The sequence below is a fragment of the Salegentibacter tibetensis genome (genome assembly GCF_020164485.1).
Classification (GTDB): Bacteria; Bacteroidota; Bacteroidia; order Flavobacteriales; family Flavobacteriaceae; genus Salegentibacter; species Salegentibacter tibetensis.
This window is the reverse complement of the sequence record NZ_JAIQZA010000022.1, coordinates 58740-71644: the sequence shown is the minus strand read 5'-3', so window position 1 is coordinate 71644 and position 12905 is coordinate 58740. Positions and strand designations below refer to the sequence as shown.

Sequence of the window (12905 nt, the reverse complement as noted above, 5' to 3'; positions counted from 1 at the left end):
CCGGAATAGCTGTCCGCTTTGAAACGGAATCACTGTCCGTTTTGCCCCGGAATGGGTGTCCGCTTTAGTCCGGAATCACTGTCCGCTTTCCAGCGGAATGGGTGTCCGTTTTCACCGGATTGTGCAACAAGGTTAAAATTGGGTCCCAAAAGTTCTCTTTCTTCCCAAAAAATCTTCCCATCGGTATGGAGCAGACCGTAGATAAGTTTTAGTAACGTACTTTTCCCACAGCCGCTTTCCCCAATTACAGAGAGATTCTCTCCTTTTTTCAGCGTAAAACCGATATTCTTTAAAACCGGTTCTTCAGCATAGGCAAAGGAAACATTTTTGAGTTTCAGCATAAAATTTTTTTGTTCCTACAAGGTAAGCTTTTCAGGCTTTCTTGAAAAAGAAACTAGACATCGTCGTAGTCTACCTTTAGTTTTGGAGTAAGAGGTTGCGCCTGGCAGGTAAGGATTAACCCTTCTTCAATTTCCTCATCGGTAAGGATTTGATTTTTCCGCATTTCGGCTTTTCCTTCTACGATCCTGGCAATACAACTGCTGCAAATCCCGCCCTGGCATGAATACGGCACATCTAAATCGTGGCCTAAGGCAGCGTCTAAAACTGTTTCCTTGGTATCCATAGAAAATGTGGTTTCCTCGTCGTCTACCATTATTGTAAGTTCGGTTAGGCCTTCTACATTGGTTTCTATGGCACCGGTTTCTTCAGAAGTAAAAAGTTCGTAAAGAATTTTATCTTCGGTAACGCCGTTTTGCTTCAGTACATCGCTTACCTGGTTGATCATTTCTTCAGGTCCGCAGAGATAGAACGCGTCAAAAGGATGATTTTTAAATTTATTTTTTACTACAAAATTCACCGTACTGGTTTCAATCCTTCCAAAATGGGAATCGTCTTCCCTGGTACGACTGTAAACAAATTCAATAAAAAGCCTGTCGGGAAATTTGGCTTGCAGCTCCAGTAATTCCTTGAAGAAAATAGTATCTTCTGGAGATTTATTTCCGTAGGTAAGCACAAATCTGCTTTTAGGCTCTTCAGCTAAAACAGTTTTAATTATGGAAAGCACCGGGGTAATCCCACTTCCTGCAGCAAAAGCTGCATAATGCCTTGCTTCGCCTGTAGGTTTTAAAATAAATTTCCCTTCGGGCGGGTGTACTTCAAGAACATCGCCGGCATTGAGTTTATTATTGGCAAGAACCGAGAATCTGCCGCCTTCAACTTCTTTAACGGTAACCTTGAATTCTCCTGAACTCGGTGCCGAACAAAGTGAATAAGCACGTCTTATTTCTTCATCGCCTAACTTAATCTTTATCGTGATATACTGGCCCGCATCAAACTTAAACTCTTCTTTTAAGTTTTCGGGAATTTTAAAAGACAGGCTCACTGCCTGAGGGGTTTCCCTAATTACTTCTTTTATCTCTAACGGAAAAAACTGACTCATCAAAAAATTATTTTTGGCAAAAATACAAAGTATGTTAAATTAAAGAGTGTAACAAATACCTAAATTTCTATACTTGTATAGTAAATAACCTTGGGGGGCATCATTAAGAAAATATTTTGGTTCAGAATGTCTATTTTTTGGATTGGCATTTTTAATCCCGCCTGGCGGGTAAATCATTAAATTATGTTTAAACGGTTTTTATGGTTGGAATGGAAGTCCTTTTTCCGTTCTGCAAGTGTAGGTAAAAGTATTGGACTGAAAGTCCTGCTGATTTTCCTTGCTTTATATTTTTCGGTAGCATTCCTAATTCTTGGGATTGGCCTTTATCCTTTGCTGCAGAAAGCTTTTCCCAATCAGGATCCCTTACAACTGGTGAACCGTTTTGTTTTACTGTGGCTGGTATTTGAGCTTGGCTATAGATTTATGCTGCAAACGCTACCTGTTTTAGACATAAAACCTCTTTTAAACTTACCTATTGCAAGGCGAAAAGCAGTGAATTTTGTGCTGATAAAGTCCATGTATTCCTTCTTTAATTTTCTGCCGCTATTTATTATAATTCCATTCGGAATTTTTTGCATTTATAAGGCCGAGTACGGAACCTTGAACCTTATAGGCTGGATGACAGCGATGATTGCCATCACCCAATGTGTGAATTTCCTGAATTTCATTATTAAAAAGAAATTTACCGATAATTTAAAAGCATTGATTCCGGCGATTCTTTCCGTAGTCGCTTTGGCTGCGCTGGAATATTTTGAAGTTTTTGAAATAAGTTTCTGGTTTGGAAAAATGATGGATTTCCTGGTTTTAAATCCTTATTTGGCGATAGTTCCTATAATCCTGGTAATAGCTTTATATAAATGGAATCAACTTAACCTTGAAAGTAAATTTTACCTGGATGCCGGTTTAAAGGAGAAGCAACAGGATGCCGATACCCGGGATTTTGTTTGGACCAAAAAATTTGGGGCTCTTGCACCGTTTCTTCAGCAGGATCTCAAACTAATTTGGCGAAACAAAAGGCCAAAAACTACAATTTATATGTCTTTACTTTTGCTGGGTTACGGAATGTTTTTCTATCCTAGCGACAATTACCAGGCCTTTGAAGCATTTTATGTTTTTATAGGAATATTTATGACCGGCATTTTTATGATTAATTTCGGGCAATTTGTGCCTTCGTGGGATGCCTCTTACTATCCTATGATTATGTCGCAAAACATCCCCATGAAAGATTACCTGTCTTCCAAAGCAATGTTAATTAGCTTTAGCGTAATAATACTGGCTATTCTAACCACGCCTTATATTTATTTTGGCTGGAATATTTTATTGATAAATATGGTTGCCGCTTTATATAATATAGGGGTGAATGTTCCTATTTTACTTTATGCGGGTTCCTTCAATAAAAAGAGGATAGACCTGGATAAAAGCCCGTTTATGAATTACCAGGGAACAGGGGCAATGCAATGGTTGGTTTCTATTCCGTTAATGGTTGTTCCGATGTTGATCTTTTGGCTCTTGAACTTTTTTATAGGATTTGAAGTAGCTTTAATAGGTCTTTCAGGCTTAGGAATTCTTGGTTTGCTTTTGCGTCCTAATTTAATGGAATACATTGCTGGAGTTTACCGAAAAAGAAAATATGCGATGATTAACGGCTTTAAACAAACCGGCGAATAAAATTTATAATTATGATAACAGCTACAAACCTTAGCAAAATATACGGCGGAACAAAAGTTCTAAACATAGATCATCTGGATATCCCTGCAGGACAAAGTTTTGGACTGGTTGGAAATAACGGGGCCGGAAAAACAACTTTTTTTAGTTTATTGCTCGATTTAATTCAACCAACTACCGGAAACATTTTTAATCACGAGATCACAGTAAGTCAGAGTGAAGAATGGAAACCGTTTACCGCTTCGTTTATAGACGAAAGTTTTCTTATTGGATATTTAACTCCCGAAGAATATTTCTATTTCGTCGGGGAATTACGAGGCGCAAATAAAGCAGATATCGATGATTTCTTAGCCAATTTTGAAGATTTCTTCCACGGGGAAATTATAGGCCGAAGAAAATATTTGCGGGACCTTTCTAAAGGAAATCAGAAAAAAGTGGGCATTGTTGCTGCTCTCATTGGAAATCCCAAAGTAGTGATCCTGGACGAGCCTTTTGCTAATTTAGATCCTACTACTCAAATTCGGCTAAAAAAGATCATTAAAGAACTTACTGAAAACCGGGAAACCACGGTGTTAATTTCCAGCCACGATCTTATTCACGTGACCGAAGTTTGTGAACGTATCGTGGTTTTAGATAAAGGTGAACCAGTAAAAGATATTAAAACTTCTGAAGCCACTTTAAGTGAATTGGAAAGCTATTTTTCAGGAGAAGTGGGCGTTACTCAGGCTGAAGAACTGTAGCAAATTGGTTTGCGTTTGTAAAAAGAAGCGTATTTTTGCACACTAAACGAACTGATTTTTAGTTATAAAGCCATCGAGAACCGGTTAATTTTGAATATAATTACCAAACTTACTTTACTGTTACTCCTGGTGGGTAGCATCGCTGGCTGTTCCCGTAAAAAGAACACCTTTTTAAGCCGAAACTGGCACGCGGTTACCACAGAGTACAACACGCTGTATAACGGCAACCTTGGCCTTGAGCAGGGCAAGGAAGAACTCAACCAAAACTACGCCGATAATTACTGGGATATTCTGCCCATTGAGCGGATGCAAATTGATGAAAACATCGTTTTGCCCGACAGTGTTCGAAATCAAAATTTTGGCTACGCCGAAGAAAAAGCAGTAAAAGCAATCCAGCGTCACTCGATGTTGATAGAGGGGAAAGAGAGAAATCCACAAATAGATGAAGCTTATTTATTGCTGGGAAAAGCCCGGTATTTCGATCAGCGTTTTATTCCTGCTCTGGAAGCTTTCAATTATATCTTAAGACGTTATCCTGCCAGCAACAATATTATTCACGCCCGGGTTTGGCGGGAAAAAACCCATATGCGACTGGATAATAACCGTCTTGCGGTTAATAACCTAAAAAAAGTGCTGGACCTGGATCATTTAGAGGAGCAGGATATCGCTGATGCCAGTGCAACTATGGCCCAGGCCTTTATCAATCTTCGGCATCTGGATAGTGCGGTAGTTCCGTTAAAAAATGCGGCAGAATTTACAGGAAATAACGAGGAAAAAGGACGCTATTTTTATATTCTTGGTCAACTTCATAATGAATTAGGGCAAATAGCTGAGGCTAATGCAGCCTTTGATAAGGTGATAGATTTAAACAGGAAATCACCCAGAATTTATATGATCAATGCCTATGTTCAAAAAGCACGAAATTTTGAAATGGGGCAGGCAAATAACTATCAATTACGGGAAATGCTTCGGGAGCTGGAAGAAGATCGCGAAAACCGGCCTTTTTTAGATAAGATCTTTTTTCAGGTGGGCGAATATTATAATCGATTAGATTCAATAGATACGGCAGTAGATTATTATAAAAAATCACTGAGCGAACCTACGAGCGATATTTTCTTACGTTCCATAAATTATGAAATCCTTGCCAATATTAATTTTGATCGAAGCAATTATCTTACGGCCAGTAAATATTTTGACAGCACTCTGGCGGAAATGGATCCGCAGTTAAGGGAATTCAGAAGCATAAAAAAGAAAAGAGATAACCTGGAAGACGTTATAAAATATGAAGGAGTAGCGTATAAAAACGATAGTATCCTTCAGTTAAGCCAAATGATGCCCGCTGAGCAACTGGATTATTTTACAAATTACACCACAGATTTACGCGCGAAATTAGAAGCTGATAGGAACGCGGCCTCAATGCCGGTTAATTTACCCGCTATAGATTCAAGGCAGCCACAAACTTCTGCCCGAACTTTTTATTTTTATAGTGAGGCCCGGGTACAACAGGGAAGGCAGGACTTTTTAAATCAGTGGGGAGATCGCCCATTGGCTGATAATTGGCGTTGGGCAGAAGTAAGTTTTGAAAGGGAGGATGCTGTGGCTGAGGAGGCCGGGCTTTCGCAACAAGTTTTGGATAACGATCCGCGTCTTGATCCTTATACGTACATCAATCAAATTCCTACAGATATAGCTGTTTTGGATACCCTAACCCGCGACAGGGATTTTGCGTATTATCAGCTCGGGATTATTTATAAAGAGAATTTCAGGGAATATGAAATGGCCCAGGCCAGGCTGGAAGCGGTGTTGGAAATGTCTACAGATGAACGACTTGTCTTACCTTCTATGTATAATCTGTATCAGATTTATCAAGCCACAAATCAAAGCCGAATGGCGGAAGAAATGAAGGCGAAAATCATAAATAATTACCCCGATTCCCGATATGCTGCTTATATTTTAAATCCGGAAAGTATTAGGGAAGATGAAAATTCTCCTGAAGCGATTTATGCAGAACTTTATCGCGAATTTGAAGCGCAAAATTTTAATAAAGTTATTGCTGAAACAAACCGCTATATTTCAGAATTTGCGGGGGATGCCATTGTGCCAAAACTTCAACTTCTAAAAGCCCAGGCTAGCGGCAGAATTTTAGGTTTACAAGCTTATAAAAGCGCATTGAATCACGTGGCTTTAACCTATCCGCAAACTCAGGAGGGAAAAAAAGCCCAGGAAATTTTAAATAAAACAATTCCGAAGTTAAGCAGCCTGAAATTCAATACCGATAGCCTTCAGGAAAAATACAAACTGCTTTACAGGTTTAATGTTTCAGAGCAGGAAGCGGCTTCAGCTTTAAAAGAAAAGATAGAAGCCGCAATTTCAGAAATCAACTATGATCATCTTACGGTTTCCATAGATGTTTATAAGCCTGATGAGGTTTTTGTGATGGTTCACGGTATGCAGGATCTTAATCGTGCAGAAGGTTTTGCAGAGTTGCTTCAGATAAATGAAGATTATTTAGTTAAAAAAGAACCTGTATATATTTCAACAGAAAATTATAGGATTGTACAAATTCAGAAGAATTTAGACGATTTTCCAAGTCCCGTTGAATAAGTTTTTAGTAAATAATATGAAAAACGATGAGTTGAATAAATACCTTGGTTTTATAAACATAGCCTTCCAAATGGGGATCATTATTGCAGGCGGTGTTTTCCTTGGAATTTGGCTCGACGGGAAATTTCCGAATAAATATTCGGTATTTACCATTTCCCTGTCTCTGTTAGGGGTGTTTATCGCCCTCTATCAGGTATATCGAAGTGTAAGTAAAATGAGCGAAGAAGACGAAAATAATGAAAAATGAATTACTGGCTTTCCTAAAGCGATTGCTTCCTTTTAGTATTTTACTATGGCTTATTCAGTTTCTATTACAGCGTTATGTGTTGGAGATAGAATTCTACTACAGCAGTTTTAGTATTTATCTTTTCCATTTTGTGGCCACATTCCTTATTTATTGTAGCCTGGTTTTTGTTTACAAGAATTTTACCGATAAAACCGGTTTTGCGTTTATGGGATTAAGCTTATTTAAGATGCTGGCAGCAGTAATTTTTTTGCTCCCCTTAGTCTTAAGCGAGGTAAATGCAGTCTTTGTTAATATTCTCGCTTTTTTTATTCCTTACTTTATGTTTTTAGTCTTTGAGACACTATATGCAGTGAAACTAATAAACAAAGCATAAATTACTGTTTATCAGTTATAATGATAAAAATAACGCATTTGCTAAAATTTTAGTTTGGGTGCTTTTAAATAACAATTAAAAGTATACCTTTGCAGCCGAATTTAGAGCCCATAATTTTAAGCAGAACAGGTACTATGATAGCACATAAATCTTTAAAGATTATAGTGACGTTTACACTAGCCTTAGCCTTACTTCCTTTTAACGCTTTTGCCAAAGCTGATCCGCAGGCAGAAGAATCTAAAGAATTTAATCCAACCGACATGATAATGCACCACATTGGTGATTCTCACGGGTGGCATTTTTTTGGTGAAGGAGATAGTTCTTTTACATTACCATTGCCGGTAATTCTTTTTACTGACCATGGGATGGTAACATTTATGTCTAGTGAATTTCATCACGATACCGAAGGGCAATACGTGGTAGAAAAAGACGGGATGCGTTTTGTAAATTATCACGAAGATATTTACAAATTAGATGCAGGTGCAGAGAGCGTAGCGTTTGATGAAGAGCACAATGTGCTAAACGCTAGTAAACCCTGGGATTTTTCTATAACTAAGAACGTAGCAGCCATGCTTCTAACGGTTATTTTAATGTTGATTTTCTTCTTTGGTTTAGCCGGGCATCATAAAAAGAACAAGAATGCTCCTGCAGGCTTCAATAATATTCTGGAGACATTAGTGCTTTTTGTACGCGATGAGATCGCAAGGCCTCAAATTGGTGAAAAGGAATATATGAAGTTTATGCCGTTTTTATTAACAGTATTCTTCTTTATCTGGATTACCAACCTTTTGGGTTTATTGCCGGGCGCAGCTAACGTAACAGGAAATATAGCGGTAACCGTTTCTTTAGGTCTTTTTACCCTTGCTTTAATATTGATTAACGGAAACAAAGATTTTTGGCAGCATACTTTATGGATGCCTGGAATACCTACATTCGTAAAACCTATTTTGGCTGTAGTTGAGGTGCTTGGTCTAATTATTAAGCCGGTAGCACTTATGATTCGTTTATTTGCGAACATTACTGCGGGCCACATTATTATATTGAGTTTAATTGGATTGATATTTATACTGGAAAGTGCTGGAGTTGCCGGAATCTCGGTTCCTTTTGCCCTTTTCATTACAATACTGGAATTGCTGGTAGCATTCCTTCAAGCGTTTATTTTTACAATGCTGTCTGCCCTGTTTATCGGAATGGCAGTTGCGGAACATGAACATCATTAATTTTAATTTTTAATTTTTATACTATGGAATTATTACACGTAGGTCTTGCAGCTTTAGGAGCTGGATTAGCAGTTGTTGGAGCCGCTATTGGAGTTGGTAAAATTGGTGGTGCAGCAATGGATGCTATTGCCCGTCAACCAGAAGCTTCTGGGAAAATCCAGACTGCAATGATTATTGCTGCTGCACTTGTAGAGGGTGTTGCCCTTTTTGGGGTTGTAGCTGCTTTATTAGGTGTTTTGACCACCTAAGAAGATTTCTAAAACCCATTCGTAACGGTTGGTTGCGAATGGGCTTTTTAAAAAATGATTTTAACAGGTATTATATAAATAAAGAATTATGGATTTAATTACTCCGGAAGTTGGTCTAATTTTTTGGCAGACCATCGTATTTTTAGTACTGATGCTTATTCTTGCCAAATTCGCCTGGAAGCCAATTCTTGGTGCGGTAAGAACCCGTGAAGAATCTATTAACGAGGCTCTTGCTTCTGCTGAAGATGCGCGTAAAGAAATGCAAAATCTTAAAGCAGATAACGAAAAGTTATTGCAACAGGCCCGTGCCGAAAGAGATGAAATTCTCAAAGAAGCTCGCCAGTTGAAGGAGAAGATGATTTCTGAAGCCGAAGGCGAAGCTCAAAAAAAGGCAGATACTATTGTAGCGAAGGCTAAAGAAAGCATTGAAATGGAAAAACGTGCAGCGATGGCCGATATCAAAAATCAGGTAGCTACACTTTCTATTGAAATTGCTGAAAAAGTAATTGGAAAAGAATTGTCTACCGAGGAAAAACAACATCAAATGATAGACAAGATGTTGAACGACGCTACCTTAAATTAAGATATAATGAAAGGAAACAGGGCAGCACAACGTTACGCCAAAGCGATCTTAGACCTGGCAAAAGAGAAAAATGCAGCAGATACTGTTTTTACAGATATGCAGCAAATTTTTCAGACTATTGCAAAGAGCGCAGATCTTGCCGATATGCTTAAAAGTCCGGTTGTTAATTCATCGGTTAAAAAAGCCAGTTTAAAGGAAATTTTTAAAGATGCAGGCGAAATTACCCAGGGCAGTTTTGATGTGCTTATTGAAAACGGAAGAATCAATATTCTTGATCTTGTAGCAAGAAATTATATAGTTCGATATAATGAGATGAACCGTTCTCAGGAGGCTATTGTGACTTCGGCTGTTCCGTTAAATGCAGAGCTGGAAGAAAAGATTTTAGCTAAGGTGAAAGAATTAACCGGAGCCGGGGCTAAGATTAAAAATGTTATCAATAAAGATATTATAGGAGGTTTTATTTTAAGGGTAGGCGATTTGCAGTATGACGCCAGTGTATCCCGAAACCTCAATAGATTAAAAAGAGAGTTGAAAACTAACTCTTATATTTCGTCTATATAAAATTACCGGCCATAGACCTGTTTTTTTACTGAAAGGTTTTTGGTCTTGTTTAAAAAATGCCCATAATGGGCTTTGAAAAATTTAATAAAAACAGTCACGAGACTATAGTGGCATTTTATCTTAAATAATTATGGCAGAAGTAAATCCTGCTGAAGTATCAGCAATATTAAAGAAACAATTATCAGGTTTTGAAAGCGGAGCCTCTTTAGACGAGGTGGGAACTGTGCTTACTGTTGGTGATGGTATCGCCAACGTTTACGGTTTAGCCAACGCGCAATACGGAGAATTGGTTCAGTTTGACAGCGGCCTTGAAGGAATGGTGCTAAACCTTGAACAAGACAATGTTGGTATCGTTTTATTAGGACCTTCTAAAGATGTTAGAGAAGGATCTGTAGTAAAAAGAACTGAAAGAATTGCTTCCATCAATGTTGGGGAAGGAATTGTAGGTCGTGTAGTAGATACTTTAGGACAGCCTATAGATGGTAAAGGTGATATTGAAGGGGAAACCTTTCAGATGCCATTAGAGCGTAAAGCGCCCGGTGTAATTTACCGTCAGCCAGTAAGTGAACCTATGCAAACAGGGATCAAATCTATTGATGCGATGGTACCTGTAGGTAGGGGACAGCGTGAGCTTGTGATTGGTGACCGTCAAACAGGTAAAACTACCGTTTGTATTGACACCATTCTTAATCAAAAAGAATTTTATGATGCAGGGGAACCTGTACATTGTATATATGTAGCGATTGGGCAAAAGGCTTCAACCGTTGCAGGAATTGCCAAAGTACTTGAAGATAAAGGTGCTTTAGCTTATACTACCATTGTTGCCGCAAACGCATCAGATCCTGCTCCTATGCAGGTTTATGCTCCTTTTGCAGGTGCAGCTATTGGTGAATATTTTAGGGATACAGGTCGCCCGGCTTTGATTATCTACGATGATCTTTCAAAACAAGCCGTTGCTTACCGTGAGGTATCTTTGCTTTTACGTCGCCCACCGGGACGTGAAGCTTATCCTGGGGATGTTTTCTTCTTACACTCAAGATTATTAGAGCGTGCAGCAAAGGTTATTAATGATGACGATATTGCACAAAGTATGAACGATCTACCTGATTCCCTTAAAGGAAAAATAAAAGGAGGAGGTTCTTTAACCGCACTTCCAATTATTGAAACACAGGCAGGAGACGTTTCAGCTTATATCCCAACCAACGTAATTTCGATTACTGATGGGCAGATCTTCTTAACTTCAGATTTATTTAACTCGGGGGTTCGTCCTGCGATTGATGTTGGTATTTCTGTATCTCGTGTAGGTGGTTCGGCACAAATTAAGTCGATGAAGAAAGTTGCCGGTACTTTAAAATTAGACCAGGCACAGTATCGTGAACTGGAAGCATTTGCTAAGTTCGGTTCAGATCTTGACCCTACAACTTTAAGAGTTATTCAAAAAGGTAAACGTAACGTGGAAATCCTTAAGCAGGCCGAAAACGATCCTTACCCGGTAGAAGATCAGGTTGCGATTATCTATGCAGGTTCTAAAAACTTGTTAAGAGATGTTCCTGTAGATAAAGTAAAAGAATTCGAAAGAGATTATTTGGAGTTTCTTGATACTAAGCACAGGGATGTTTTAGATGGTCTTAAAGCGGGTAAATTAACCGACGAGATTACAGACACCCTAACCCAGGTAGCTAAAGAAATTTCAGAGAAGTACAAAAAGTAGTATGTTATCATTCCCTCGAAGGAGGGAATCTCATAGAATTTTAAAGATTCCCTCCTTCGAGGGAATGACATAAAGAAACTTATGGCAAACTTAAAAGAATTACGTAGCAGGATTACTTCGGTATCTTCAACGATGCAGATCACCAGCGCCATGAAAATGGTGTCGGCGGCAAAGTTGAGCAGGGCTCAGGATGCGATTACGCAAATGAGGCCGTATTCTGAAAAATTAACTCAGCTGTTACAGGATTTAAGTGCTACCCTGGATGACGATGCCAGCAGCAAATATGCCAAAGAACGCGAAATTAAAAACGTGTTGGTAGTTGCTATTTCATCTAATAAAGGGCTTGCAGGTGCTTTTAATACCAATATTGTAAAAGGCGTTAGATATAAAGCCAAAAACGATTACGAGTCTAAAAACCTGGCGCTCTATACACTTGGTAAAAAAGCCAACGATGTGCTTAAGAAAGACCACGAGATTTATAAGAACAATAATGAAATCTTTGAAGACCTTTCTTTTGAAAACGTTTCAGAGATTGCTGAGGAATTAATGCAGTTGTTCTTAGATGAGAAATACGATAAGATCGTTTTGGTATACAATCAGTTTAAGAATGCGGCTACTCAAGTTGTACAGCACGAGCAATTTTTGCCTATTGAACAATTTGATACCGATGGAGAAAAGCAATTAGATTACCTTTTCGAACCCTCAAAAATCGAGATTGTAAAAGAACTTATTCCTAAGTCTTTAAAAATGCAATTGTTTAAAGCCCTTCGGGACTCGTTTGCTTCAGAGCACGGCGCACGTATGACGGCGATGCACAAGGCAACAGATAATGCCAAGGAGCTTAGAGACGATCTTAAATTGTCTTACAACAAGGCAAGACAGGCTTCTATTACCAACGAAATCCTCGAGATTGTTGGTGGTGCTGAAGCACTAAATGGATAAGGCATTAAATAATATTCCGGGAGTAATTCCGTTCTAAAAACCCGTAAGTTAACTACGGGTTTTTTATTTGGTATGCGTTTTGTTTTTGTACTTTTAAACAACAAACTTTCTATTATGAAAAAATTACTTTTTTTATTCAGCAGTATATTCGCTTTAAGTCTTATTACCGGTTGTGGTAGCAATAAAGAATTGCAGGAACGCGCTCCCGCTCAATTTCAGGATATTTATTATACACAGGGTGAAAATGGCTTAGATCTTCACATTCCTGTTGCGGCTATCCAGGATAATCGTGTGAATTTGGAAAGTGTTTATTTTAGAGGAATGAAATCTCCCCTGGTTCAGGACAGTGAACAAACCAATCTTTTTATGGCTAATTTCAGCACGAATGGAATGGATGTAATGAGTTCTGATCCTGCTGAAGAAAACAAAAACAGGGTTCCACAGAAAGCTGAGAAAATGCCGTTCGACATTGAAGACAATGAAGCGATCCTGGTGTTTTCACAAAACGACAAAACCAAATATTACAAGCTAACAGGAATAGAAGAGCAAAACTAAAAAATTTAATTTCCC

At 38.5% G+C, this 12905-nt stretch carries 14 protein-coding genes; 12 read left to right on the top strand and 2 right to left on the bottom strand.

Features of this window, described 5'->3' with window-relative positions; all coding sequences use genetic code 11:
• Window positions 1-29: 29 nt before the first annotated feature.
• Both LB467_RS12345 and LB467_RS12340 read right to left on the bottom strand, forming a co-directional pair.
• Window positions 30-341 carry an ATP-binding cassette domain-containing protein gene (locus LB467_RS12345; RefSeq protein ID WP_317196367.1) on the bottom strand — a complete coding sequence of 104 codons (312 nt, stop codon included), beginning with the start codon at window positions 339-341 and terminating at the stop codon, window positions 30-32.
• A gap of 53 nt (window positions 342-394) precedes the next feature.
• Window positions 395-1441, bottom strand: coding sequence for a ferredoxin--NADP reductase (locus LB467_RS12340; RefSeq protein ID WP_224474346.1), 1047 nt, complete (start codon window positions 1439-1441; stop codon window positions 395-397).
• A gap of 183 nt (window positions 1442-1624) precedes the next feature.
• On the opposite strand from LB467_RS12340, the gene LB467_RS12335 reads away from it, so the two are divergent.
• From LB467_RS12335 to LB467_RS12280, 12 genes are all read left to right on the top strand, one after another.
• Window positions 1625-3109 carry a DUF5687 family protein gene (locus LB467_RS12335; RefSeq protein ID WP_224474345.1) on the top strand — a complete coding sequence of 495 codons (1485 nt, stop codon included), beginning with the start codon at window positions 1625-1627 and terminating at the stop codon, window positions 3107-3109.
• Between the two features lie 11 nt (window positions 3110-3120).
• Complete coding sequence (locus LB467_RS12330) at window positions 3121-3846, top strand: ABC transporter ATP-binding protein (protein WP_224474344.1); 726 nt, start codon at window positions 3121-3123, stop codon at window positions 3844-3846.
• A 90-nt stretch (window positions 3847-3936) separates the two neighbouring features.
• Window positions 3937-6450, top strand: a complete 2514-nt coding sequence (gene porW / locus LB467_RS12325) for a type IX secretion system periplasmic lipoprotein PorW/SprE (protein WP_224474343.1) — start codon at window positions 3937-3939, stop codon at window positions 6448-6450.
• Between the two features lie 16 nt (window positions 6451-6466).
• On the top strand, window positions 6467-6697 hold the full coding sequence (locus LB467_RS12320; protein WP_224474342.1) for an AtpZ/AtpI family protein: 231 nt from the start codon (window positions 6467-6469) through the stop codon (window positions 6695-6697).
• Window positions 6687-7070, top strand: coding sequence for a hypothetical protein (locus tag LB467_RS12315; RefSeq protein ID WP_224474341.1), 384 nt, complete (start codon window positions 6687-6689; stop codon window positions 7068-7070). The genes LB467_RS12320 and LB467_RS12315 overlap by 11 nt, the downstream gene beginning before the upstream one ends.
• 134 nt (window positions 7071-7204) lie before the next feature.
• Complete coding sequence (atpB, locus tag LB467_RS12310) at window positions 7205-8290, top strand: F0F1 ATP synthase subunit A (RefSeq protein ID WP_224474340.1); 1086 nt, start codon at window positions 7205-7207, stop codon at window positions 8288-8290.
• Window positions 8291-8313: 23 nt separating this feature from the next.
• Window positions 8314-8538 carry an ATP synthase F0 subunit C gene (atpE, locus tag LB467_RS12305; protein WP_037318413.1) on the top strand — a complete coding sequence of 75 codons (225 nt, stop codon included), beginning with the start codon at window positions 8314-8316 and terminating at the stop codon, window positions 8536-8538.
• 88 nt (window positions 8539-8626) lie between these two features.
• On the top strand, window positions 8627-9121 hold the full coding sequence (locus LB467_RS12300) for a F0F1 ATP synthase subunit B (protein WP_224474339.1): 495 nt from the start codon (window positions 8627-8629) through the stop codon (window positions 9119-9121).
• Between the two features lie 6 nt (window positions 9122-9127).
• Complete coding sequence (atpH, locus tag LB467_RS12295) at window positions 9128-9682, top strand: ATP synthase F1 subunit delta (protein WP_224474338.1); 555 nt, start codon at window positions 9128-9130, stop codon at window positions 9680-9682.
• Between the two features lie 130 nt (window positions 9683-9812).
• On the top strand, window positions 9813-11393 hold the full coding sequence (gene atpA / locus LB467_RS12290) for a F0F1 ATP synthase subunit alpha (protein WP_224474337.1): 1581 nt from the start codon (window positions 9813-9815) through the stop codon (window positions 11391-11393).
• A gap of 81 nt (window positions 11394-11474) precedes the next feature.
• Window positions 11475-12335, top strand: coding sequence for an ATP synthase F1 subunit gamma (gene atpG / locus LB467_RS12285; protein WP_224474336.1), 861 nt, complete (start codon window positions 11475-11477; stop codon window positions 12333-12335).
• A gap of 114 nt (window positions 12336-12449) precedes the next feature.
• On the top strand, window positions 12450-12890 hold the full coding sequence (locus tag LB467_RS12280; protein ID WP_224474335.1) for a hypothetical protein: 441 nt from the start codon (window positions 12450-12452) through the stop codon (window positions 12888-12890).
• The last annotated feature ends 15 nt before the right edge of the window (window positions 12891-12905 follow it).